This is a genomic window from Moorena sp. SIO1G6 (assembly GCF_010672795.1).
Taxonomy (GTDB): domain Bacteria; phylum Cyanobacteriota; class Cyanobacteriia; order Cyanobacteriales; family Coleofasciculaceae; genus Moorena; species Moorena producens.
In genome coordinates this window covers 17,413-43,059 of sequence record NZ_JAAHFZ010000051.1, presented here as the reverse complement: position 1 = coordinate 43,059, position 25,647 = coordinate 17,413, and the positions used below count along the sequence as shown (strand labels likewise).

The following is a 25,647-nucleotide window of genomic DNA, read 5'->3' as shown; positions in this document are numbered from 1 at the left end:
TGTCACCAACATATTCATGGGGGCAAGTCGAAAGACTAGAATATCTAGGAGCCGGATGAGGGGAAACTTTCACGTCCGGATTTGAAGGAGAGGTGCCCTGGGTAATACCAGGCATCGACTCTAATGGTCAACATTTGCTAGAACTAATCAATGATCTGCTTGACCTTGCCAAAATTGAATCTGGGAAGATGGAACTCCACATCGGTGCTGTTTCCCTCCAAAAACTCTGCAATTCCAGCTTGATGTTTGTTAGAAACCAAGCCCATCACAAAAATATTAAGCTGACTTCTCAGGTAACTGAGAGACTATGGGAAATAGAAGTGGATGAGCGACGTATCCGACAAGTCTTGATCAATTTGCTCAGCAATGCTGTGAAGTTTACCCCAACCGGAGGAAGGGTTATTTTAAAAGCTGAGGAAGACTTATTAAGAAACACTATTTGTTTTAGTGTCATTGATACTGGTATTGGCATTGCTAAAGAAAATATGCCTAAGCTATTTCAATCCTTCGTCCAAATTGACAGCCGTCTGTCCCGTCGCTACGCCGGTACAGGTTTGGGTTTGGCTTTGGTGCAACGAACCATAGAAATTCACGGGGGTAGGGTAGATGTCGAGAGTGAAGTGGGTAAAGGTAGTTGCTTCAGAGTAACTCTGCCGATTAAACAAAGCGGTGAGGCAAACGGAGAATACCAGAGTGATTTGGGAGACCTAAGCCAATTTACTCAATCTGGCATCTCCAATCCCCAAGTGCTGATCATCGAAGACTCTATTACTGCAGCTGAAGTCATTTCTCGCTATATCAGGGAAATAGGGCTACAAACCTTGACTTACCCTGAAGGAGAAGGTGCTCTCGAGCAGGTTATACAGGTCAACCCAGGGGTGATTATCCTAGATTTGCAATTGCCGAAGGTGTCTGGCTGGAAGGTTTTGGCTCAGCTAAAAGCTCATCCCCAAACCCAACACATCCCAGTGATGATTCTTTCTGTAGTGGATGAGCGATCGCAAGCTTTGGAGATGGGTGCGTCTGAATATCTGGTTAAACCGGTCTCCCGTAAACTCTTGCGCTCAACAATTAGCAAAATTTTGGGTCGTTTAGAAACACCAGAGTCACCCAACCATGCCGAAAGTGCTCTGGTCGTTATGCCTCCAACAGCTCCAGAGTCACCGTTAATCTTAATTGCAGAGGATAATGAAACTAACATTAAGACGATTTGGGATTACTTGCTCAGCAAAGGCTATCGGTTGATATTAGCCAAGAATGGCTGGGAAGCGATTAGCCAGGCTAAAGAGTACCACCCACAGCTGATTATGATGGATATTCAGATGCCAGATATGGACGGTATTGAAGCGATTAAGCGAATTCGAGACAATCAGGAAACTAGCAAAATTCCCATTATTGCCGTAACAGCACTGGCGATGCCAGGGGATAAGGAGAAATGTCTAGGAGCTGGCGCGGACGAATACATCTCTAAACCAGTGAGTCTGAAAAACTTGGTCAGTACTATTCAAAAGTATGTTCATGTAGAGGTTAAGGATTTGCAATTAGTTAGTAATTAGTTATTCGTGATTAGCGTGATTAGTCATTATTTATCAGTCCCAAGTAGGTTTAAACATACTAATCAATCGTATATAAATTAATGGTATAATAATTTATATTAGCCAAAATCAATCCCAGATATCTATATTTAATATGGTGAACTATTCAAGCGCATAAAGGGTGTTATTGATGGATAGTCAAAACTCTATACTAGTAGTTGATGATGAACCCTGTGGGTTTGATGTCATTGAGGCTCTGCTATTCAAGGAAGGTTACAACTTGAGCTATGCCTCTTGTGGTCAAGAGGCATTAAACGGTCTAGAAAAAATTCAACCGGACGTAATCTTATTGGACGTAATGATGCCAGAACTTGATGGTATAGAGGTTTGCCATCGGATTAAGTCTCACCCAAAGTGGCACCATATCCCGATTATTATCGTAACGGCTCTCAATTCTAAGGAAGATCTTGCCCGATGCCTGGATGCAGGAGCCGATGATTTCCTAGGTAAACCTGTTAGTGGAATCGAACTGCGATCTAGAGTGCGTTCGATGTTGCGGATTAAAAAACAACATGATGAACTAGCTGCTACTCTACAGCTGAGGGAAGATATGTCTCATATGATCGTGCATGATTTGAGACATCCTTTGGCTAATATTATCATATCTTGTGAGATTTTGCAGCAAACTGAACTCAAAGAAAAACAGCAAAGAAAGACTGAACAAATCTTGAAATCAGCTCTCCAGCTGCGCTCAATGACGGATAACTTATTGATGATGGCGAAGTTACAATCGGGAAAACTTACCCTTCATCGAGACTTGGTGGATTTCAATGCACTCGAACAAGAGGTAGTCTTAGATTTCCAAGCCATTGCTCACGAGAAAAACATTCAGCTAGTTAGCGATATACCAGAATCCAGTAATACTCTTTTAATTGATGCTAATTTAATCCGGCGTGTCTTAGATAACTTGCTCTCAAATGCCATCAAATTTTCTCCTTCACAAAGTAAAATTATACTGCAAGTAGATTATCCAGTAGATCCCGAACCCCAAGCTATAATTCGCATTTCTGATTCTGGACCTGGGATTAATGAAGAATTGCGAAAACGTATTTTTGATAAGTACGATGTGGGAAATTTAATGACTGGAATTTATCAAACTGGTCTGGGATTAACGTTCTGTAAAATGGCAGTTGAAGCCCATGGTGGTAGAATATTTGTAGAAAATAATCAACCATCAGGGTCAGTGTTTACTGTAGAAATTTAAGTAGAAATTGTAAGCATTCAGCCGTGAGCTAAAAGCTCACGCTACTTGAGGTGCCGTCAGCCGTCAGCCTTGGCCTTTGGCTGAGAGCTGAGAGCTGAATGCTGAGAGCTGAATGCTTACGAAATTTAATTAGAAGCTGTAAAAGAAAGACTTCATGCTTGATTAGATTTGGCTTCCAAGTTTTCCAGGCGGCTTTTGAGTTCCTGATTATCTTTTTTAAGTTTGTCAAGTTCGTCCCGTAGCTGTTTAATGGCTTTGTCAGAGCCAATGGTTTTCTGGACTTTCTGAATGGCTTCTTCTGCAATGCGACGAATTCGCCCATCAGGAGTATGCTCTAAAAGCGATCGCAAAATATCCATGGCTTTCGGAGTTTCCATTTTTCCTAGGGCACCAACTATGGTCACTTGAGTCAAATAGAAGGTTTCACGGGACAGTTCTTCTAATTGCTCCAGGATCGACTCTATTTTATTGGGAGTCTGACCTGTAGAAATCTCTCCTAAAGCTCGAATCGCTGTTATACGAAGGGGTTGAGGTATGCCAGGAGTGGTATATTCTAAAATTACGTCTAAGGCAATAGGTGAAGATTTAATTTGACTTAAGCCACCAATGGCACCGCTACGTACTACTTCATTCCAACCACTCCGTTCTTGAAGTACTTTTGTGAGCAATTGGATTACTTCATCTTCTCTATCCTTAAGGCTTGCCGAAACCATTCCCCCAAGTGACCTGGCTGCTGAAGCTTCTACGTAGTAGCTGGCATCCCCTTTTTCTAGTAATTGCTTGAGAGCATTGTAGCTTTCTGGAGTCTTCACGTCACCCAAGGCTTGGACAACGGCACGACGCACACGGGGATTTTGAGCGGACAAGCCAGCAATTAAGGCGGCTTCAGCTTGATCTAGTTTTACCTTAGCTAATTGTTTGGCTATTTCTAAACGAACACCCCAGAATGAGTCACTAGTAAGGGCATCAGACAATGCTTGTACTGCTTCTAATCCTCCCTTTTTCGCCAAGGCTTTCCCTGCATAGATACGGGAGATGGGGTCTGGGTCAAATTTCAGCTGGGCTTTGAGTTCGGCTATTGGGTATTCTAGGGAAACGGTTTTCAGGTAATTATTCCCGTGGTCGAAGCTAATTAAGTTAGGTTTTTTCGCCAGTGGGAAATAGAAACTTTGTTCCCGTTCATGAACCCTGACCGTAAATTTCTGTAGACAGGTTTCATTAGAGGTTTTCACAGGAGAATCGTCTTCGAGCTGGGTGTAACCAAAGGCAATCGGGATTTTCAGGTCAAATAGCTCACTATCGCTACCCGTTTTACTATCTTTTGCCTGAGTTTGGGTTACTGTCAGTTTAGCCAACTGGCTATCCCCATCCCAGGAATAGGCAACTTTGTAATCAGGATGACCCCCCCGGAAGACGTACTGGTCAAATAGGAATAACAGATTACGACCGGTAGCTTTTTCAATCGCCCTTAGCAGGTCAATGGTTTCTACGGTTTTGTGAGCATTATCTTGAACAAAGGTTTGGATTGCTTTCCAGAACAAGTCTTCCCCTAACTCTGCCCGAATCATATGATAGACGCAAGCACCTTTTTCATAAAGGTGCCTATCGTAGAGTTCAATAGCTTCTCGATAGACATGGGTAACCATGGGGCGGCGGTAACGGGAACTATCTTCTGATATATAACTGCGTGCTTCATTGAGTAGGTAGTAGGCAGCATCATCTTTACCATACTCATTTTCGGTCCAAAACACTTCTGTGTAGGATGCCATGCCTTCCTTAATCCAGGCATGGGACCAGTGTTTAATCACCACTAAGTCCCCAAACCACTGATGAGCAAGTTCGTGAACCACAAGGCTTTCAGTCCGTTGGTTATCGATAGCTGCTCGTTCATCGACCAAGCAACGGTCTGTTAACAGAGTGGTGGAGGTGTTTTCCATGCCACCAAAGATGAAGTCATCTACACAGACTTGGGCGTATTTCGGATAGGGGTAGGGATAGGCAAAGGTTTCACTCAAGAACTCTATCATTCCAGGAGTTTTGCCCATGCTGCGGCGAGCATCCTCCTCTCGCCCCTTCTCCACGTAGTAGTTTACTGGTTTGCCCTGCCATTCATCCCGAATTTCCGCAAAGTCCCCTACGGCTAGAGTCATCAGGTAAGTGGGATGAACTTCTTGCTGCCGCCAGTGGTATATCGTTTCATTGCCGTCTTCTTCTGTAGCAATTAGTTCCCCGTTGGAGATAGCAATCAGGGGTTTTGGCAATCTAACGCGGATTTCGGAGGTAGCAAGTTGACCAGGATAATCGAAACAAGGGAACCAGAAGCGAGAGTCTTCATCTTCTCCTTGGGTCCAAACTTGGGTAGGTTTGTTGGGGTAGTGCTGGTTTGGATGAATGAAGTAAATACCCCGCTGGGGGTTGTCTACACTGTATGCGATCGCAATCTTAATCGCTTTTCCAACAACAGCGGGGTTAAGTAGGTGGATCTGTAGTTGTTCCCCGTCATAGTCAAAGGGCTGGGGGATTTGGTCAACCTGCACTGAGGCGATAGTCAAGTTGACCGCATCAAGTACTAGCTGTTTAATGCCATTGCGTATTGGTTTGAGGGTGATGGTGCAGGTACCGCTAACCCTTTGGAGGGGGATATCCAGAGTTAAATCCAGGAAAATATGCTCCACTTGTCCTGGGCGGTCAGGATTGTATTGGGGTCTAGCACCAGGTAATTCAAACGACTTGTGAGTTTTGCTTTCGGTATCAAAATACGACTGGGACATTAGTGAAGTTGTAAAACTGAACAGTGTGGACAATAGGGTTAAGTGGAGCTCTTGGAAGTTTCCGAAAGGAAAAGGAATCGACCGCTACACAAAGTGCGATTGATCTATTCTAAATTAACTGATCTGTCGATTAATCCTGATCAGGTCAGGTTTTAGGGAATTTTGAACAGCTACAGACCTTGAGGGAAGATTACTGGTTTGTGAGTGTCTGTTAACGGATTGCTTTTGGGCAATTAACAATGAACGATCAACAAGCTATTCAGCTGATCACCGCACTACCCATCCCTTGGAACATCAACCATGATAATAAAAAGTTGCTAATAAAAATTGCTAGCAAAGCAGTAACCACAGCAGTGGTGGTAGATTGACCCACACCCTTAGCCCCTCCTGTAGTGGTTAACCCCCAGCTACAACCAATCACAGCAATCAACAGCCCAAACACTAAAGATTTAATAGCAGCAGAGAACAAGTCCCAAATTCCTAGGAAGTTACGAGCGGAATCAAGAAACACAGACTGGGGAATACCATAAAGATTTTGAGCCAGTACCACTCCTCCTACCATACCAGTCACAATTGCGAGAATGGTCAACACTGGCAGCATCAGACAACAAGCAATAACCCGAGGAATCACTAAGTAATCAATCGGGTCAGTCTTGAGCATATACAAAGCATCAATTTGCTCTGAAACGCGCATCGTACCAATTTCTGCAGCAAATGCCGAACCAACTCGTCCTGCCAAAACCACAGCAGTCAACACCGGAGCCAATTCCCTAGCCAAAGCTAGAGCCAAGACTCCCCCAATGGCATTCGTGGCACCAAAATTAATGAACTCTCGTGTTACCTGAATGGTAAACACCATACCGATTACAGTAGCAGTGAGCAAAGCAATTATCAGAGACTCTGGTCCAACGGTTACCATTTGCTCGATAGTATTGCGGCGGTGAATCTTCCCAGTCAGTAGATGAAGTATCACTTGCCCAGCTAAGAAAATCGCCGCCAGTAAACGCTGACTCCATAACCCGAGGCTGGTAGTTTTAGCCATTAGTCGATCATTTCCCATCATTCGCTTCCACACGGAAACGCTCAACAAATGTCCGCAACTCTCCCGCCACACCCACCAAGTTTTGCAAAGCTCCAGAAACCCTTTGGGCTTCTTGGGAGGTTTCTTGAGCAGTTAACTCAACGGATTGCATCACTTGGGCAACAGCACGGGATGTTTCAGTTTGCTCGATAGTATCCGCAGTGATGGCACGTACTAAAGCATCGATCCGGTTTGCCACTTGCACAATATCTTCTAGCGATCGCTTGGCTTGTTCTGCTCGTTTAGTACCTTCAATCACCTGTTGGGTGCCTTCTTCCATAGCTGTCATAACTGAACCGGTTTCACTCTGGATTTGCAAGACAATATGTTCAATATCCTTGAGTGCCTTGGCTGACTTATCAGCGAGCTGTCGTACCTCATCCGCAACAACAGCAAAGCCTCGACCAGCTTCTCCAGCTCTTGCCGCCTCAATACTAGCATTGAGTGCTAACAAATTCGTTCGGGAGGCAATGGTAGAAATCGATGTAACAATTTTAGAAATTTCCTGGGAAGATTCTGCCAAACGCTTGACTTTACGAGTCGTTTCTGCTACAGTTTCACGAATTTGCAAAATTCCTGCCACAGTGCGCTCCACAGCCTCACCACCTTTGAGAGCAGTAGCCGAGGCTGAGCGGGCAACTTCCTCAGCTTCTCTTGCACTCTCTGCCACCCGCTGAATAGCATCGGTCATCACCTGTACAGAGTTCAGGGTCACCGCCAGTTCCTCAGCTTGCCGTAAAGCATCAGAAGACAAGCTACGGGCAAAGGACTCACTATCGGTGGAACATTTGGTCACCTGACGGACTGCCTGCTTGACTTGTTGTACAATTTCCCGTAGGTTTTGAATGGTCAGGTTGAAGGAATCAGCAACTGCCCCCAACACATCCGCAGTTACCTCTGCTTGTACCGTTAAATCCCCCCGTGCTGCCCCTTCCACATCATCAAGCAATCGAATTACCTGGCGTTGGAGGTCTTCTTTTGCCTGTTCTTGCTCTTCTGCCTTTCGTTGTGCTTCCGTCATCGTTGTCAAGATGACTCTAGCCATTTGGTTGAAACTATGGGCTAACTGACCCAATTCGTCCTGGGAATAGATCGTAGCATGGGCATTGAGATTACCCTGAGAGACTCCTTCAAACTGGGTTTTCAGGTTTTCGGTACTACGTCTAATCTGCCTAGCTGTAATATTTCCCACAGCCAGAGTAGTACCAAAACTGGCAACACCAGCGGCTAGGGTCATCATAATACTAGTATTTCGCACGTGGTTTTTGAAGGATGGATTATCTCTAACCATGTATTGTGCTCCAGCACTCACCCCCGCTACCACCACCATTGAGACCGCGCCAGTAATCAAGGCAGTCATCCAATTCTTCTGGTTGACAGGAGCGTTTTCTATGGGAGCTAGTCGACCTTGGTCAATACTAACAACCAGCTCTTTGTCAATGTCTTTAGTGGGATTATAAATAGGGATTGGCTCGGTGGCACTACTAAGGCTAAATAGCTCCTCATTCCCAGTGGCTGACGGATAATCATGACTGGGTACAGCACTAACACCACTGGTGTTCATCTCCATTGACCCAGTACTTCCCAGTGTTGAGCCAGTAGTGCTTAATACATCAAAATCACTATTGTCATCACTCTCATTGGACAGTGGTTGCTGATCATCAACAGAGAAATCAGGGATTGAATCTAAATCATCATCAAATAGGTCAAACTCATCTAAAAAACCCTCTTTTACCCCTTGATGTGCTTCAATTCCTGACAAGATTTCCTCTTCTGATTCCGTTACATCATCCATTGTCCAAGAATCATCATCAAAGGATTCCAAATTAATTTGGTCTGGGCTTGGAGAGTTTAACCCATTGTGTTCATAAGCTGAGTCCAAAAGTTGCTCATCCGAGCCATAGTTTCCCGATAAATAGGGTTCAGTAGAGTCAGGAGCCTGATTGAGATATTCTAAGTCCTCTTGATTGTCAGCATAGGCTTGAGTATCCCCAGAAGTTGGTTTCTCTGTTTCCAAAGACTGCTCGGTCCTGGAATAATTTTCTTCGGTAGTCGGGGTAGGATCAGAACTTGGAGTCGGGTAAAAATTCCCCTCAAGCTCTGGTGAATTCATTAACAGGGTTGCGGCTTCAACAAAGGAATTCTTTGATTGCTCCTCGAGATCACTAAACTCGTAATCTGCCAGAGACTCTAATTCTTCTTCAGCCAGGACGTTAAACTCAACTGTGCTAGATTCACTAGTTAACTGTTCTGAACCATAAGAGAGCTCTTCGTCTAAATTCTCCTCAGGAGACACCATAAATGTTTGTAGACCCTCCTCTTGAGAGAGTTCAGGAAAGTGTCCTTCTGTGCCATTGTAAGAAGTCTGACTACTGACAGCATTAACATCGAGTTCTAAATCAGAGCCAATTTCCCAACTCTCTAAATCCTCACTGTCTTCTTCTAAGTCACTGACCATACTAAAAGGGTCTAGATTATCAGCAGACTGTAACTCTATGGCTCCTTCATAACTATCACTAGTGGAATCTTGAAAAGACTCCTTAAAGGGTGAGGTGGATTCTGAAGCAAAATCATCAACCCCTGTATTATCAAAACTTAAGCTTTCCGGGTCAAATTCACTGATATCATTAAAATCAGCGAAGTCTTGCCAATTTCCTTCTGTGGGTTCTGCACTCAACTCCTCAGTCTCATCTAGTTTCACCTGTGATGTATTGACATCATCAGGTGATAACCCAGGATCTTGATGACCATTTGTGGATTGCTGGGCGTACTCTAGACCGTTATTGGCATAATTAACAAAATCCGGCTCAGAGGTCAGATTGAGTACTGATTCATACTGTTGCCGAGCCAAATCGTACTGCTGTAGACCATAGCAGTAAATATGACCCCGCAGTAGCAGCGCACTGGGTTCATTGGGGAAATCCTCAATCAAACGATCAACGAGTGTTGCCGCTTCTTGGTATTTGCCCTGCATATAGGCTTTTTCGGCTTCCCCATACAGCTGGGGGTAATTTATACTGGATGCCATTTACCTCCTCCCGAAGCATTAAAAATTAATATTTAATAATAATTAATCCAACTAATTTTTAATGTTCAATTTTTAATAATTATTTTTAGGCTGCCCACCTTGCTGAGCGTATAATCGCCACATGATCAAGTAGTCGCAGAACCTGATTAGACTCAATGTCTAGCAACCACTCACCGCGTAAGAAAGGAGTCATACTATCGGCAACATTGGTAGGCATATGTAACTTTTCCACATCCAGCCAGTCTGTACAGACAATTTGTTGAACTGCCAACCCCAGCATAGTGTCTTGATCTTCAATAGCAATAACGGGGATTTCTATACGGTCTGTATTTAAAACCGTTTTATCCCCCAGAAACTGACCCAGATCTGAGACCCAAATTACCCGTCCACGTCGATTGAAGGTCCCCAACAATAAAGGGGAAGCATTAGGAATAGGAGTAATTTGTTCAGGGGAGGGGTCAATTACCTCTTTGATACCAGTAGCCGGCAGAGCAAATTCATCACCAGATGGCAGATAAAATCGCAGGTATAGTTCGCCTTCAGGACTTTCCAATTCCTGCAATTCTGGGGCTTGTTCAAGAGCCGAGTCAGTTACAAAGTCCGAATTAGCAACCATTCCCGTCAAATACCAATATATTTATCTTCTGAGTAGCTGTCTAACTGTTCCAATCAACTCCGTTGGCTGAAAAGGCTTCGCAATGTATGCATCTGCACCTTGCCTCATGCCCCAATAGCGGTCAAATTCTTCACCTTTTGAAGAACACATCACCACTGGCACATTCTGAGTTTTGGGGTCAGCCTTAAGACGCCGACAGACCTCATAGCCATTCATGCGTGGCATCACTATATCCAAGACAACTACATCTGGACAAGACTCTAAAATATGTTCTAAAGCCTCAACACCATCACTGGCAACATCCACCTTCAAACCACTACCTTTAAGGAGGTCTGAGATCATCTGCCGTTGAGCAAGGCTGTCTTCTACAACTAAAACTTTACTCATAACTCCTAGCTCGACCCTCGGGAAAGGTCGTGAAATTAAACCACAGCCCGATTTGGGTCTATAAATTAAATCATGATTACAGTATCCCTCATCTATCGGTGGTGATAGCAAGAAAGACTATATTTTTCTTGAATTTGTGGAAGCTCCTAGCTTGACCAGTGGGTTTAATTAGGATAGTGTTGGTTAATTAACTGATAGGTTAGACGCCTCTATTAATAACTCAAAGGCTGACAGAGCAATATTCTCCCCTTGATCTAATTCTTTGCTCAGGGCATTACTACCTTGGTATTGTTCTAGATCACCTCGACCAAATGTATTTCTCCAAAAGCATCAATAACTCATGATCTCCGAAGGGCTTGGTTAAGTAGTCAGTTGCACCTACCATTCGCGCTCTGACCCGATCAATAAAGCCATCTTTGCCTGTGAGCATGATGATGGGGGTTTGCCGAAATGCTGTGGATTGGCGTAACATGCCACAAAGCTCATAACCATCTAGGTCGGGCATTACTAGGTCACAGAGGATGAGATCGGGTTGGAGTTGGAAAACCTGACTCAGAGCCTTTAGGGGCTTCTGTATTGCTGTGACTTTATAACCTTTGGCTTCTAGGGTATATTCCACAGCTTTTCCAACTGCGAGATCATCATCAACACAGACAACAGATCGTGTAACTTTCTTGAACTCCCATTGCTCTTCAATGGCTGGCGTATCTGCTTCTTTGGGGGTCACCATTTGGATTGACCCCTGTTGTACATAGGGATGAATAGCCCGAGCTACGGTGATTAGGTCGCGATGGAGATAACGGGACAACTGGCGTAGAGAAGTTTTGCCATCTACCCAACTGCTTATGAGTCTAAAGGATTTTTCCGGCAGTGTAGCCTGTAACTGGTCATGGGCAGTAATCATTGGACACTGATGGGGAGATTGGATATGAGGGCACAATTGCTTCCACTCCTGCACCTGCTTCATCATCTCTCTGACCAATGGTTCTATTTCTAAGGTAGTAAGTTGCGGTGCTAATGCCGGACCAATTTCAAATACAAAGTAGCCATGGTGAAGGCTCAGCAAATCAAAAAGGGTTTCATTAACCATGCTTTGAATGATGCTTCGCCCTTGGTTTGGTGTGATCACATGCTTTTCTAACAAAGCCCAAAGGTAACCATACTCTAGAGCATTGGTAGCCGCAATCGACAGACTTTCCAATTTATCGAGAGCATCATTGGCTTTATAGCGGCGTAGATAATCATGCAGGCGCGTCAAGCTCCCATCGCTGTCAGCAGCATAGGCAATCTGGCCATTCAGGAAGAATACAAACCAATACGGACGCGGACTTGGTAGTTTTGGCTGCTGGTAAAGTCTAGCTGAGGTAAAACGATTGCTGCCACTATTGCTAGCCTTGCTACTAGGGTGAGGGCTGTATGCCTCGACTAAGAGTTCCCCGGTTCGCTGACCTAGCTCGATCAGTTGCAGGATGCTACGGATATCAATTTCACTCAAAGTTCCCTGCATTTAAAGACAATGTGCTCCTAACAACCTGTTGATGTATCTGAGATTATGACCTGTCATTGAGTTAAAGGATGCCCATACACTGGTACTGATCTATCTTTGCTCAAGAAATGGCTTAACTGTACACTGAAAATATCCCCAAAAATGAGTTGGTAAGGAATGACTTCTGTAAGCCAACTGGTCGAAGCTTACCATGGCTGGAGACAGCTAAGCATGAGCGAAGTACCTGATTAGCGGTAAGAGTGGGATTTTGACGGTTACTGGAAAATTAAGCTAAGATGTCTAAGGTTATAGGTTAGGACTTTAAACACCATTGGATAGCATATAAGCATATAAATTAAGTATATTTATTTGAAAAAAAATGAGCGACGCATTCCCCGGAGACGAAACCTTAGACAGGCTCGCCTTATTTCATATAACTTAAACTTATGACTCACAGGCTGTCGCGCCTATCGCTCAACTGTCTTACGGTAACTTCTTTCACCTCGTTCAGGTGGGGGTTAGGAGCTCCAAAATGTGATATAATCGCATCATCTTGAGCGGTACGGCAAAGGAGAGAAAAGATTCTGAGCAACCCTGAGGCACGACCTCTCTACGATTGGGAAAATTAACCTATAAATCCTTTGTAGTCGGTTCATAAACGTCAGACTCTCAGGTAAAAGCTTCATTGAATAAGCCCCATAGCGGAAACGAGGGGGAACATGCCAGCAAAAGTCCTGGATGTTCGGCGAGGATGCCGCCTGTCGCGAGGGATAAAACCTTGTAATCAAGACGGATACCCCCACCTCGCGAACGCAGGTGGGGGAAGCATTCAGTAGGGATTAGGCACAAGGGAAAAAAGTGATGGGGTAAGATGTTATGTTCAATCTAGAAAATTCGACCCTCTGGGTGGATAAAATCTATGGTTGGGGAAACTAGACCGGTTGGGGAAACTAGACTCCCCCTGTGGGAAGATTCCTAAGACTATCCTCATCAATCTATTTCTATTCTGCTCACCTTTATTGACTGGTAAATCAGGTCTGGGCAATACCTTAAAATAGGTTAAGTGTCTAAATATACTGACTGCCGTCATCCTTTAAAGGATTAATAGCCTTAAGGATCAAAACTAGGTCGGTTGACCAATAATCTCCGAAAATTACCATCCTGCAACCCCAAAGGGGTTAAGCGTTCAAATGTGTTAATCAAGAATTGGGCACAATAAAAGTAAAAGAGGACGATCAGTGTGCTGTATCTCGCAGAGGTAAGAAAGCAGAAAACTGGGTTTATGGGTAGAGCTCAGGCCGAACTTAAACTGCTGGCTTTTCAGCGGACTGACCAGAGTTGGAATAAGGTGTCTGGGGAGGAAGTGCTTCCGACAGAACAAGCCAATAACTTTGGTGATGGTGCGTTGGTGATTGTTAACCTGAGTGGGAATCGACAAATACAGGGAACAATCGAGGCAGCGGGGGGAAGGTTAGTCAATCTGTTGCAAAATTTCTCTCGCTTGCTAGAAAAGTCAAAAAACCAGGAAGAAGAAATTGAGCAGTGGAAGCAATCTTTGACCTATCAAAGTCAAGAACTCAACCGTCGCGAGATGGAAATGGAAGCGCGGCTTGAGCAGATGCAAACGATGGAGGAGGATTTTTCCAGAATAGAGCAACAACGCCAAGAACTGGAAAGTACTCAGGCAGAAACTGCTAAACTCAGACAAGAATTGGAGCGTAAAAGTAAGGAGCTTGAAGGTGCTTGGGAACAACTCCGGGGACAGCAGCTACGCTTAGAAGAGCAAGTTTCAGAGGGTCAATACTCTGTTGGTTTAGATGCTCAGCAGGCTGGTGTGATTCAGCAATTGCTCAATCGCTTATCAGGAGGATTAGAATCAACACAATCTGTCTGGGAACCACTGAATCAAGCCTTGGAAGTAGTCAAGCATCAGCATTCGGTGTTGGATACTCACTGGCAGCAGTTAAATGAACAGCGTCTATTAGCTCAAAAATTGGAAGCAGACGTTGAGGGTCACGGGGAGGAAGTCCAACATCAAACCCAAAAGTTACAACAATTACAAGCATCCTGTGAACAGGCAAACCGCGAAATGCAAGTGCAGCAAACCAATCTAGAGATCAAGCTCGAATCAGCTAGGATGGTGAGTCTGCAACTCCAAACTCAGCAACAGTTATACCAAGAACTGGCTCGAATGGCAGCAACATCAGGGGATGTCAAGATTAGCCAAATGGTGGATATTGCAGCACTAGAAAAAATGCCCTTGGGTGAGTTACAGGATATAGTTCAGAATTTGCAGCAGGATTTGGAAAAAGTTGTACGCTTCGTCAATGACCAAGAAGAAGAACTAACACTCCAACACCAAGGGATTGAAGAACTACAAGAACAGATTAGGGTCGCTAGTGAGTATGATCGTATTAGTCTAGAAACCCAGTTAGCAGATGAGCAAGACCGTTACCAGATGCTGGACAGAACCTTGGTGGGTCAACGCCGGACTCTATGGGAACGAGAAGAAATTCTAAATCAGCACCTACGAGTGTTGCGACTGCGGCAAGGAATTGTGGATAGTAATGGTCAACAAAACCAGAAAATTGACTTAGGACCAATTTTGCTCGAACTAGAAGCACAGTGCAAACAACACTCAGATCAATTGCAACAACTAGAACGAGAAATTGAACAGATGCGCCTTAGGGTTAGCGAAGCTGAAGAATTGATGAATCAACAAACCCAAGAAAAGGATGCTAAGCTGGCTCAGGTAAAAAATTGGGAGGAAAGTTGGCTATCCAATCAGGTGAAGGTAGCTCAACTTTGGGGGAAAGTCCATATCTATGAAGAAACCCTACAGCCATTGCAAGATGCTCTCAATGAACTTCGACAGAAGCTGGAGGCGATCGCAAATGCTCTGAATCAAATCCAGGAAACAGGTGATTCTCAACAACAAGCGATCGCTCAAATATCCCAAATCATCAGTAGCTTAAGCCAATCTCCAGAGTTTGCAGCTTCTTAGGTTTAAGGTTTAATATTGAATGTTGACGGTTGAATGTTGCTCCCCCAAGGCGATTCGTTGTAGGGTAGGTTGAAGAATAAAAATTTATCAGAAACTAAGAGATAGAACTGTTTCATAGTTCATACTTTATAGTTAATCTTTATAGTTAATACTTCATACTTCATACTTCAGTATTAAGAATAATCCATTCCTCTTCTACCAAGGCTGTTACTCCACCAGGAAAGGATGACGTTCGAGAGCGGTTGGGAGCAGCAATTAAACCAGTCACGGCTTCGATTTGCTCAAAGCTGAGGGCTTTGGTTTGGTTTTCCTGAAGGAACTTCCGAATCACACGACGTTGCAGAGCTAGGGGAGCTTGCTGTAATACCAGACGATTTAATCGTGGAGGGCTATTGCTACCAGGATCTTCCTCTAAACTAGGTACTGCCATGGCTTGCTTCTGGATTTGCTCAGCAGTGTTTTCCAGATATTCCACGTCTGCTCGCAAGATTTCAGCAATTTGGGACAAGGCTGTCTCAACTTGTGGGTTGAAATGGGTTTTTATATAGGGTATTAGCTCTTGGCGGATGCGGTTACGGGCATAGTTAAGGTCTTGATTGTAAGCATCTACCCAAATGGACAGTTGCTGCTGCTCGCAAAACTGGAGAGTTTCGCTACGGGATATGTCAAGTAGGGGACGCACCAGACTTACTCCAGGAGCGAGAGGTCGTTCCCAGGTCAGAGCTTGCAAGCCATCAGTCCCTGAACCTCTGATCAGGTTATAGAGGACTGTTTCAGCGCGATCGCTTTTTGTGTGACCTGTGACAACAGTGGCGTAACCTTGAGTTTGGGCAATGTCAATCAGGGCTTGATAACGCCACTGCCGCGCTGCTGATTCGCTCTTTTTCACTTCAGGGGCAATTCGTAGATGAAATGGAAGCCCCCAACTTTGAGCAATTTGCTGTACATGAAGGGAAATTCCCTCATCATAGGTCCAACGGTGGTCACAGTGGGCGATTCCTAGCTGCCATTTCCACTTGGGCTGTAAATCTAGCAGTAGTTTGCTTAGGCAAAGGGAATCTTGCCCACCGGATACGGCTACTAAAACCTGCTGATTCTTTGGTAGTAGCTTCTTTTGCCGCAGGGTTCTATGTAGCCGTGCATGAAGAGGTGTCCAACTCGGTATCTCAGACATTAGAGTGGTTATGAATAGTTATCCAAAACTTTGACCAAAAATTTGGGTCTCAAGCCCCGTCCTTCGTCCGACGGCTTTTGTGCTATAATATTACGTAGGGTTATCCCACGTCAAAATGATCGTCTTAGAATTTAAGGTCAAAGGGAATAAAACTCAATATGCTGCCATTGATGAGGCGATACGCACTGGTCAGTTTGTACGAAATAAGTGCATCCGTTACTGGATGGACAACAAAGGGATAGGACAAAAAGACCTGTATCGCTATAACACGTGGCTGAGATCTGAATATCCTTTTGTCACAGACTTAAACTCTCATGCCTGTCAAGCTTCGGTGGAAAGAGCTTATAGTTCAATTTCTAGGTTTTACGATAAGTGTAAAAAACAAGTCCCTGGCAAAAAGGGTTATCCCAAGTTTAAAAAGTTTTCTCGGTCAGTTGAGTATAAAACATCAGGCTGGAAACTTTCAGCTGATACCAAGTCTCTAAAATTCTTAGACAAAAAAGGTATCGGGTTACTATTGCTTAAGGGAACCTGGGAGTTATGGCGTTACGACCAAAATTTGATTAAACGAGTTAGATTGGTTCGTCGCGCAGATGGCTATTATGTTCAATTTTGTGTAAAAGTTGAGATTAAAGAATCTCTAGATCCGTCCCATACCAATGTGGGACTTGATGTGGGTTTAAAAGAATTCTACACCGATTCAAAGGGAAACACAGAACCAAATCCAAGATTTTATCGTAAGGGCGAGAAACGGTTGAAATTTTATCAACGCCGAGTTTCTCGTAAAAAGAAAGGCTCTGCTAACCGAAAGAAAGCCATTGATAGACTAGGTAGGCAGCATCTTAGAATAAGTAGACAACGTGAAGAACATGCCAAAAGACTGGTTAGAAGTTACCGCAAGAAGAGTGCAGCCTTTATAGTTGGTAGGCTATGCATCAAAGGTGGCAGGTTTTGTTGTAAGGCTGCACTCTTCTAAGGTTTCGTCTCCGGCACGTTGCGTAATCAGGTCTAACGACCTGGTCGCCTACGAAGATCTAAGAGTTAGGAATTTGGTTAAAAATCACTGTCTCGCCAAGTCTATTAATGATGCAGGTTGGTATCAATTCAGAAAATGGTTGGAACATTTTGGTACTAAGTTTGGTCGGATAACTGTTGCAGTTAATCCGGCTTTAACCAGCCAGAATTGTTCCCAGTGTGGTGAAGTTGTCAAAAAATCTTTGTCAACTCGAACTCATACCTGCAAATGTGGTTGTCAATTAGACAGAGACCACAATGCAGCCATCAACATTCTTAAGAGAGCCTTAAGTACGGTGGGGCACACCGGAACTCGGATCCTAGATCTGTTCGCGTAGCGTCGGCGAAAGCCGATACGCTTTGGGAGATCTGTCCTCTACTCTTCCTGACTCCGGTCTGGTTGAGCAAGACGGGTCGTTGAGCAAAGAATCCCCGTCCTTCTAGGCCGGGGAGTGTCAAATTTTGAATTTTGTAGGTCATGGATACCCTAGAATCCTATAAATTCTAAACGCTCAAGGTTTTTGAAAGCCTTGAAATCAGTCTGTTCACTACGATGCTCCCATGTCAACTAGACTATTATTTAAGCTCATTCATTTCTTGCCAGACATCATCCATTAGGGAATTATCATCACCGTTTTCTGATTCCTCATCAAAGGAAATATCGTCCAGTTGAAACATATCTTCATCACTATCATCAGACATTTCACCGAGATCAAAATCATTACTACTGTCTGTTGATACTGCTGACAAATCCAGCAAATCTTCTTCCGCTGCTGTCGGTGATTCTACGAACTCTATATCTTCGTCAACACTATCGGAAAAGTCTCCTAAATCAAAATCATCTTCTTGACTAGTTGGGGTTTGTTCAAAACCAATATCTTCCTCACTTTCCGACTCACTATCGGAAAAGTCTCCTAAATCAAAGTCATCTTCAGTACTGGTTGGGGTTTGATCGATAGCAATATCTTCCTGACTATCGGAAAAGTCTCCTAAATCAAAGTCATCTTCAGTACTGGTTGGGGTTTGATCGATAGCAATGTCTTCATCTGCATCAAGTGTTGGTTGAAGTTTCATCTCATCGGAGATAGCAGTTGAGGCATCTTCCTCCAGTGCTTCAGCTACTGATATTCCAGTAGCAGTCACAGCGGCTGTGGCTGCTCCAACTCCAAGCTCCAATCCAGAATCATTGCTAGTTTGTGGCTCTGGGAGGTCTGGCTGTTCTGCTACCTGGGTTGATGTGCTTTGCAATGTTTCACCACCAATAGCTGATATATCATCAACTTTATCCTGAGTCTCGACAAGGCAAAATTCTAGATTAAGTCTTACCTTGCCTTGCTGCCAGTCATTAGCAGCAAATTGCAACACTTCACAAGGAATACCCGATTCGCTAAACCAACTTTCCTGTTCTGGAGTCCATTCATCCCCTAAGACTTCTACCAATTTCTTTTTGATAGCAACTAAGAATTCACCGACCCTAAAGGTACGGTTACCAATAAAGATTTGAGCAGATTCATCCACTGATAGTACTTCACCAACAGCGAGTGGCTTGAACTGATTATCCACGACTATTTTCCCCGATCAAACTTTTCGATAAGCTTCCATGCCTAGAGGGCAGGAGTTTCATTGCCCAACCATTGAACTAACTATTCCTTTGAGGCAAAGGTCGGTTTCCTAGGGTTAATTCCCCGATGCCTCTAGGCATTAAAGCGGGTTTTCAGTAGAAGCAATTTAGGGCATGCACTCAATCACGGAAATATATAGTTCTTAGAAGAACCAGCCGTAGGAATGTAAGCCTTTACCCAATAGATTGACTCCCAGATAGCAAACCCAAACAACTAGAAGTCCTGTCCCTGCCAAAATTGCTGGTCGGCGTCCTTGCCAGCCACGGGTAATGCGGGCATGGAGATAGGCAGCAAACACTAGCCAGGTAATTAATGCCCAGGTTTCTTTTGGGTCCCAACTCCAGTATGAACCCCAAGCCTCGTTTGCCCAAACGGCACCGGCAATAATCCCAATGGTGAGCAGAGGAAACCCCAGCCCAATAATACGATAGCTGATATTATCGAGAGTGTCGGCAATACTAAGCCTCTGGGGTGAGAGGGTGGGTGCTGTGGATACCGATGGTAGGGGTGAGTCGGGGGTAGTTACTAAATCGAGCACTGCTGTAGTACTAGCTGCATTACTCTGTCCCAGTTCAGCTAAAGGGGATGAGGTATCAGAGGTAACTACAGCCTGAGAAATTGGATCATTACCGTTGCGCTGTAGTTGAAAATTGGAATTCCCTGGTAAGTTATTCGGTAAGTTATTCTTGCTGCGATAGCCACCAGTACCGACAGAACTTCCTCGCAGTTCCACGTTCTGACCACGGGTAATCACTAAAAATGCGATCGCTACCAGGGCACCTACCATCAGGGTAGCGTAACTAAGCATCATGATACTAACATGCATCATTAACCAATTGGATTTCAGAGCAGGTACCAATGGAGCGCTTTCCTGCATGTCTGGTGGTAGGGATAGAGCGGCAAACGCGGTAATTCCCATGGCGACTGGTGCAGTAGCCACCCCTACCAATCGGCTGCGACTCATGTTTTCAGCAATTAGGTGAACTGTGGTAATTCCCCAGGTCAGGAAAAACAGGGATTCATAGAGATTACTGATCGGGAAGTAGCCTGCCTCTAGCCATCTTGCTCCGAGTAAGGTAGCAGTGCAAAGGTTGGCGGTTGCCATCCCTGATATTCCTAAGGGTGACAAATAAGGAATTTTAGGAAAAGCGGCTCCTACCCAGTAAATTAACATCGTCACAAACAGGACGAAAAAGGAAATATTATCTAATTTGTTCTGGAGTGTAACCAGATCCATAAAGCGTTCTCTCTCAAGTCTTGTATAAAGCTTATATTATTGCAGCATTACTACTATCCTATCGGTTCGATGTGCCCCTTTTGATAGAGTGCTAGTGGGTTAGTGTGTGAGTTCGTCTTTAGGGCAGAAATAGTTTAAGTTCAAAAATCGAAATAAATGTAAGGCAGACCACTCTGAGGAGCAAACAACCAAACTACGTAGAGACCTACTGGTACCAACAACAACTTCACCGGCCAGTTGAGTTGTAATTTCAGACCCCTTCGGATACTGTAAACCCCAGCCATTGAGGCTGCTAAGCTAACTAACAGGAGAAGCACCCAGAAGCGTTCCATACCAATAGCGGTTAAGTAGACTTTTTGACCAAATTGGATGTCAGCTGGGTGACCCCAGAGATTCTGGATGACTAAACTGGCTTGTTTGAGATTGGGGATGCGGAAAAAAATCCAGGCAGTAAACACCATAAATTGGGTCAAAAACCAGCTTACCAAGACCCCTGACCAACTTTGCCACCAACGTTTTATCCCATCTCTATTTTCACAGAAAGCTTCGGTCAAGCGATGAAGGACTAAGGCTAGACCATGCAAGCCACCCCAGGCTACAAATCCCCAAGCTGCTCCATGCCAGATACCAATAATGACCATTACGATGAATAGGTTAACGCAGGTACGAGCAACCCCTTTACGGGAACCGCCCAAGGGAAAGTAGAGATAGTTACGGATCCAATCCCCTAGAGTGATGTGCCAGCGACGCCAGAAATCCGCAATGCTGATACTGAAATAGGGAAAATCAAAGTTTTCTGGAAGATTAATGCCCAGTAACACTGCACTACCACGGGCAATGTCTACATAGCCGCTGAAATCGAAATAGAGTTGTAAACCGTAGGCAAAGATAGCTAACCATAAATCTCCACTACCAGCCCGTTCTATATTGCCAAAACACAAATCAACAAAAATCCCAATGTGGTCGGCTAACAGTGCCTTTTTAATCGCACCAGATGTAATCAACCAAAGTCCTTCTGTTGCTCGATCAAGACTTGGAAATTGTAAGGTTTTAAGTTCAAGGGCAAACGGATGATAACGAGTAATTGGACCAGAAATAAGTTTAGGAAAAAACAACTTATAAGCAGCAAACTGGAGGAGATTACGAGTTGCTGGAGCCCCACGATAGACATCAATGAGATAAGCAATGCCCTCAAATATAAAAAACGATATTCCTAGAGGAACAATTAAGTTATCCCTAATCCAATTCGCCCCATCTTGGGCAATGGTAAAGTTGATGATTACTGCCAAATTTGACAAGATAAAAGGAATATACTTGAAGCCGAGCAAAAAGATAACATTTAGGAAAATACCTAGCCACAGTAGTCTTGACCGTCGGTTATTCCAAAAACTATCAGCCAATAGCCATTCTTCATTGGAGAGATGATAATTCGTAGCATGGGAACCAGAAACTGTATTCGTTCCAAGTGCTTGTCCAAAGTAAAAATTAATTAGGGTAATCAACACCAACAGGGGAATGTATTGGATTTGTAGTGAAGCATAAAATATTAGACTGCTACTTAATAAAACCAAAAGTTTTAGTTTGGGAGAACCTGTGGCAGCTGTAGAAGATTGCACCAACCAGTAGATTCCCAAAACTGCTAGCAAGAAACAGCTGTAGGTAATCGAAATAAATGACATTTTTTAAAGATCAAGGGTGAAGGATGTTTGCCTGATAGTGTGTAAGCATTCAGCTATCAGCCATCAGCATATGCCCGTAGCGCATATGCTTACATATCGTTTCCGTTTGAATAGTTATAGCGGTTTGCGTGTAGGTTAAGTATAATTACGAATCTTGACTACTGACTACTGACTACTGACTACTGACTACTGACTACTGACTACTTGTTGTTATTGTAATTAGCGCGGGTTGCAAACCGCTATATAATTATTGGTTGTTCGTTAATTTAAAACTGATTAATAATTAATTATTAATCACTAATGACTAATGACCAAGGCATCATTGGATCTTTAGCCAACTGCTTAGAAACTTGGTAAGCACCATAGCGGTTGAGATGGCTGGGGTCGGAAAAGTAGTCATGTTTAGTTAGCAACATCTTATTGAAATCTCGGAAAATCAATCCCCCTTCTAGATCAAAGTTGTACATGTATCGCTGAAATTGTTTATCATATTTGCTCCGCACTGGATCTAAATATTCTTTAGTCAGGGGTAGGTTGACCATAACGATACTAAGGTCATGCTTCTGGGCAAATTCCAGCAAATTTCTTAGGGCTTTGTCTTGCTGACCTCCTAGCTGAAAATACCGGTAATCACCATCATAAATACCGGGAACTTTAGGATGTTTCTGGTAGTAGGTAGCGGTGTTAAAACGAGTTGACAGGGGAAGGAAGCCATCAAAGTCAATTTTCCAGGTTGGGGATAATGTCTTTTGAGGCTTTTTGGCAGTCTCGGTTGTGTCTAGTTGGAGGAACTTTTCTAGGTCAACCAACTTTTCCCGTAACAGAGATTTGAGCTGGCTTCGGTGAGGATAAGTTAAGGAAATTTTGGCTATTGACTGATTTAGCCAGTCACTGATTAACTGATAACTATCATTAAAAACCTCTAGAGGTTGGTCTGTGGCATCTGTCGGTAATAGTGGTTGTTTAGTGCGGTTCGGAAAAACTCCTGCCATTAGAGCTTGGTAGCCTGGTGATGCGATAATCGAGTTGTAGGTAGCATCAACTCGACCATTGTTAAAGGCTCTGACCCCATCAGCCCAAATAATCAATTTAGGCAGTTGCTCCGGAGTTAAGACGCGCCGAACCATGAAGTCTACTACCTGAGCTGTGGCACCATTAACCCCAAAGTTAAACACGTCAATGCCAGGATAGCCCTGTTCTTCCAAGGCATTTTGGAGGGCAATGGGATCGATTCCCCGCATGGCTCTGGAACTGCCCATAATCAGTACATCAGGGATACCACTCTGAAGCAGGCGTTGTTGGTACAGAGCTAGCTTTTCATCTAACATCTGGTTATTGAATGAAGGATTGGGCGATCGCGCTGCGGCCAGCATGGCTGCCATGGTAGCATTGCCGTTTTCATTCACAATCACCATGGTATCCCCAGGAGCAGTAAACCCAGAGGTATTGAAGTTTTCAGTCCCGAGACCCGCCCCTTTTTGCAAAGATATTTGGGGCAAAGCAATGGGTTTGGGTGATGAGTTCGTCACTGCCTTTACTTCTGCTGATGGTGAGGCTTGAGACTGTAGCAGCTCACTAAAGCGCCAATCTGTGATCAGTGTTAGTAGTAATCCTGCTACGCCCCATACCATGCCTACTGCTACGCCTTGGATAGACAATTTTCCCCTAGCCTGTCTCTTGTCTGAGAAGGCTGCCATGTCTTGGTTTTCTACAGTTGGTACAAATAGCTGAGAGTAGCATAGCAAACGCTGGAGTATGTAAACTAAACCATCAACTGCTCCTTTGAAACCCTGGTTGAGATCGTCGTGGGTTAGATCACGACGCAGTACTGGTTCCCCACTGGGAGTAACCAAATCACTCAGGTAGGCATCTGAGGCAGCAAACTCTGGGGTAGCTTCTGGGACTAGACGCTGTCGATGAACAAAATCAACTCCATAGTTCCAGGAGGGGGAGGTAGCACCAGCGCGACGTCCATAGAGCCGCAACCCAGTAATTTCCGACATAGCCAGCTGCTCTAGGAAGCGGGTAATTTTTCGAGTGACCTTAGATTTTCGAGGACAGACCGTTGCCTCGCTCATGATGTGCAACAAGTCTTGTTTACGGCGAATTTTAACCCTTACTCCACCTGTTACCAATCGTTGGTCAATGTCGGGATTAAGTAAGCGTTCCAACAAAAAGGTCAAGGCATCGTGATGCCCTGTTTGGGCTAAGGAATAGGTGGATTCTCCTAAACTCTGGTGGTCTGCTGCTGGTAAGTTGAGCCAGTGAATCCAGGCTGGGGATTCGGTTTCTGGCAGTAAGGAATTGTTGGCAGCTTGACCATTCTTTCCCAAGGGGGGTTGGAGAGAGTCAGCTTCCTGAGACAGTAAGGTTTGACTAGGGAACTGACTTGACTCTACACCATAAATAGTGGCACCCTGGATACCTTGAGGAGCGATTAAATCGAGTATTGAGGCAATGGTACTGACTAAGGTTTCTTTTTCTGGGGCAATAGTTTTTCGGCGGTGGATGAAGCTAGAAAATACATGTAGGGTGGTTTCTTTAAGAATGGCTCTAACGGTTATTCCTACCGCTGCTAACCCCTGATTTAATAACCGCTGGATTGCTTCTACATCTCCCCAACGAGCCCATTCCTTGAGGACTTCTTCTGGAGGGGTCAAATCTACTCGCAGCTTCCAATCAGGAGTGGCTTCGCCACTTACCTGAAAGCAAATCAGGGCATCTCGAAACCCTTTGAGTTGCAAGGAATGTAACCGGTCGATGATGGGCTCAGATAGTAAGGAGGGATCGGGGCTGTAGTTAGAATTACAAATTATCCAGAGCCGTCGGTTAGGGGGTGAAGGGTGAAGGTTAGTTTGTTTAAGGTTAGAACTTGCCCCGGAAAATCTTCTAGCTTTGGAATCTTGGTGTTGGATCCGGACTTTAACACTGACACCTAGGTAACTGAGGGATTCACTGAGATAACGAGCGATCGCATCTGGAGAACCAGAACGGGCAAGACTTTCGTTTGAGACAGTTAAGTCCGCATCAGTATCAGTGGTTATGGCGTCGAAAGACGTCTGGGAAGATTGGTTAGAAGCATTAGTGGCATCATCGGTCGGTAGTTTGATAGCGATTTGCTTAATCCAGTCTGGACGCTTCTGCCCCACTCGACGCCCATAAACAATTATTTGATAGATCGGGTTTGCTAAGTCTAGGGGAAACTGAACTTCTCCCTGTTGCAGTTTCAGGGCTTTGATAAGGCGGTTGACTAACTTATTGGCTTCTACTCCCTGAGGGTGTTCACACAGAATGTGCAAATTGTTCCCTCGCAAACGGATTCGTATGGATAACCCAGGTTGCCTAATGGCACAATAAGCCCACTTGGCAAGGGAGGGCGGAGGAGCTTTTGGGAGACTCTGATCGACATCCAACATCACAAATTGATTAACTGGACTGGTAACGGAGGAATGATTTCTTCATATCTTAGATGCTCGCCTTGATTTAAGCACAATTTTCTGAAGACTACTTATTTGTTGGGCAAATAAAATTCATTTAGCTGACAATAGAGGTTGAAATCCTCAGCAGCCCAGACTCTAAAACAGGGGGGCTACACAAATGAACGCTGACAAAAGCAGCTTTGAGACTCAGTAGGTAAATCCCAGGTAATATTGGAGTCAACAGGACTTACGCCAAACTGGGAAACGCCCTTATCTAGTAGTCTCAGGAGGGAGACCCTACAAATAGATAAAAATCGAGTTACTGTGGAA

16 protein-coding genes are annotated in these 25,647 nt (G+C 44.3%); 5 read left to right on the top strand and 11 right to left on the bottom strand.

The genetic code is table 11. From position 1 onward, the window contains the following. Window positions 1-92 precede the first annotated feature (92 nt). Window positions 93-1,556 carry a response regulator gene (locus F6K63_RS29170; protein ID WP_287313885.1) on the top strand — a complete coding sequence of 488 codons (1,464 nt, stop codon included), beginning with the start codon at window positions 93-95 and terminating at the stop codon, window positions 1,554-1,556. A 169-nt stretch (window positions 1,557-1,725) separates the two neighbouring features. Then, window positions 1,726-2,799, top strand: a complete 1,074-nt coding sequence (locus F6K63_RS29165; RefSeq protein WP_287313883.1) for an ATP-binding response regulator — start codon at window positions 1,726-1,728, stop codon at window positions 2,797-2,799. A 152-nt stretch (window positions 2,800-2,951) separates the two neighbouring features. On the opposite strand, the gene F6K63_RS29160 is transcribed toward F6K63_RS29165, so the two are convergent. From F6K63_RS29160 to F6K63_RS29135, 6 genes are all read right to left on the bottom strand, one after another. After that, a complete protein-coding gene (locus F6K63_RS29160; RefSeq protein ID WP_008180678.1) occupies window positions 2,952-5,570 on the bottom strand; it encodes a M1 family metallopeptidase in 2,619 nt (872 codons plus the stop codon). Between the two features lie 259 nt (window positions 5,571-5,829). Then, window positions 5,830-6,612 carry an MlaE family lipid ABC transporter permease subunit gene (locus F6K63_RS29155; protein WP_044492430.1) on the bottom strand — a complete coding sequence of 261 codons (783 nt, stop codon included), beginning with the start codon at window positions 6,610-6,612 and terminating at the stop codon, window positions 5,830-5,832. Window positions 6,613-6,619: 7 nt separating this feature from the next. Further along, window positions 6,620-9,679 (bottom strand): methyl-accepting chemotaxis protein, encoded by a 3,060-nt coding sequence (locus tag F6K63_RS29150; protein WP_287313881.1) that lies wholly within the window; start codon window positions 9,677-9,679, stop codon window positions 6,620-6,622. 85 nt (window positions 9,680-9,764) lie between these two features. Beyond that, on the bottom strand, window positions 9,765-10,295 hold the full coding sequence (locus F6K63_RS29145; RefSeq protein ID WP_008180683.1) for a chemotaxis protein CheW: 531 nt from the start codon (window positions 10,293-10,295) through the stop codon (window positions 9,765-9,767). Window positions 10,296-10,316: 21 nt separating this feature from the next. Then, window positions 10,317-10,682 (bottom strand): response regulator transcription factor, encoded by a 366-nt coding sequence (locus tag F6K63_RS29140; RefSeq protein WP_008180685.1) that lies wholly within the window; start codon window positions 10,680-10,682, stop codon window positions 10,317-10,319. A 298-nt stretch (window positions 10,683-10,980) separates the two neighbouring features. Continuing rightward, window positions 10,981-12,189, bottom strand: coding sequence for a response regulator (locus F6K63_RS29135; protein ID WP_008180687.1), 1,209 nt, complete (start codon window positions 12,187-12,189; stop codon window positions 10,981-10,983). A 1,219-nt stretch (window positions 12,190-13,408) separates the two neighbouring features. Here F6K63_RS29135 and hmpF point away from each other — a divergent pair. Continuing rightward, complete coding sequence (gene hmpF, locus F6K63_RS29130) at window positions 13,409-15,172, top strand: pilus motility taxis protein HmpF (protein WP_287313880.1); 1,764 nt, start codon at window positions 13,409-13,411, stop codon at window positions 15,170-15,172. 160 nt (window positions 15,173-15,332) lie between these two features. Here hmpF and tilS read toward each other — a convergent pair whose 3' ends face one another. Further along, entirely contained in the window at window positions 15,333-16,346 is a 1,014-nt protein-coding gene (gene tilS / locus F6K63_RS29125) for a tRNA lysidine(34) synthetase TilS (RefSeq protein WP_287313878.1), read from the bottom strand. Between the two features lie 115 nt (window positions 16,347-16,461). Here tilS and F6K63_RS29120 point away from each other — a divergent pair, with 115 nt between their 5' ends. Together F6K63_RS29120 and F6K63_RS29115 are read left to right on the top strand one after the other, a co-directional pair. Further along, complete coding sequence (locus F6K63_RS29120) at window positions 16,462-17,322, top strand: RNA-guided endonuclease InsQ/TnpB family protein (protein ID WP_287313877.1); 861 nt, start codon at window positions 16,462-16,464, stop codon at window positions 17,320-17,322. Continuing rightward, complete coding sequence (locus tag F6K63_RS29115) at window positions 17,288-17,698, top strand: RNA-guided endonuclease InsQ/TnpB family protein (protein ID WP_502708375.1); 411 nt, start codon at window positions 17,288-17,290, stop codon at window positions 17,696-17,698. The genes F6K63_RS29120 and F6K63_RS29115 overlap by 35 nt, the downstream gene beginning before the upstream one ends. 238 nt (window positions 17,699-17,936) lie before the next feature. Here F6K63_RS29115 and F6K63_RS29110 read toward each other — a convergent pair whose 3' ends face one another. The 4 genes from F6K63_RS29110 to F6K63_RS29095 form a co-directional block, all read right to left on the bottom strand. Then, entirely contained in the window at window positions 17,937-18,923 is a 987-nt protein-coding gene (locus F6K63_RS29110; protein ID WP_287313875.1) for a KGK domain-containing protein, read from the bottom strand. Window positions 18,924-19,124: 201 nt separating this feature from the next. Beyond that, the gene (gene ccsB, locus F6K63_RS29105) at window positions 19,125-20,219 is read right to left on the bottom strand and encodes a c-type cytochrome biogenesis protein CcsB (RefSeq protein ID WP_287313873.1); all 1,095 of its coding nucleotides are present in this window, start codon (window positions 20,217-20,219) and stop codon (window positions 19,125-19,127) included. Window positions 20,220-20,359: 140 nt separating this feature from the next. Beyond that, window positions 20,360-21,898 (bottom strand): MBOAT family O-acyltransferase, encoded by a 1,539-nt coding sequence (locus tag F6K63_RS29100; RefSeq protein WP_287313871.1) that lies wholly within the window; start codon window positions 21,896-21,898, stop codon window positions 20,360-20,362. A gap of 290 nt (window positions 21,899-22,188) precedes the next feature. After that, the gene (locus tag F6K63_RS29095; protein ID WP_008180706.1) at window positions 22,189-25,314 is read right to left on the bottom strand and encodes a DUF1574 family protein; all 3,126 of its coding nucleotides are present in this window, start codon (window positions 25,312-25,314) and stop codon (window positions 22,189-22,191) included. Window positions 25,315-25,647 lie beyond the last annotated feature (333 nt).

Coding starts and splice junctions, on each gene's coding strand:
- F6K63_RS29150 (WP_287313881.1), bottom strand. CDS start 9,679: ATGGCATCCAGTATAAATTACCCCCAGCTGTATGGGGAAGCCGAAAAA.
- F6K63_RS29140 (WP_008180685.1), bottom strand. CDS start 10,682: ATGAGTAAAGTTTTAGTTGTAGAAGACAGCCTTGCTCAACGGCAGATG.
- F6K63_RS29165 (WP_287313883.1), top strand. CDS start 1,726: ATGGATAGTCAAAACTCTATACTAGTAGTTGATGATGAACCCTGTGGG.
- F6K63_RS29145 (WP_008180683.1), bottom strand. CDS start 10,295: ATGGTTGCTAATTCGGACTTTGTAACTGACTCGGCTCTTGAACAAGCC.
- F6K63_RS29155 (WP_044492430.1), bottom strand. CDS start 6,612: ATGGCTAAAACTACCAGCCTCGGGTTATGGAGTCAGCGTTTACTGGCG.
- F6K63_RS29160 (WP_008180678.1), bottom strand. CDS start 5,570: ATGTCCCAGTCGTATTTTGATACCGAAAGCAAAACTCACAAGTCGTTT.
- tilS (WP_287313878.1), bottom strand. CDS start 16,346: ATGTCTGAGATACCGAGTTGGACACCTCTTCATGCACGGCTACATAGA.
- F6K63_RS29120 (WP_287313877.1), top strand. CDS start 16,462: ATGATCGTCTTAGAATTTAAGGTCAAAGGGAATAAAACTCAATATGCT.
- F6K63_RS29100 (WP_287313871.1), bottom strand. CDS start 21,898: ATGTCATTTATTTCGATTACCTACAGCTGTTTCTTGCTAGCAGTTTTG.
- F6K63_RS29095 (WP_008180706.1), bottom strand. CDS start 25,314: ATGTTGGATGTCGATCAGAGTCTCCCAAAAGCTCCTCCGCCCTCCCTT.
- ccsB (WP_287313873.1), bottom strand. CDS start 20,219: ATGGATCTGGTTACACTCCAGAACAAATTAGATAATATTTCCTTTTTC.
- F6K63_RS29135 (WP_008180687.1), bottom strand. CDS start 12,189: ATGCAGGGAACTTTGAGTGAAATTGATATCCGTAGCATCCTGCAACTG.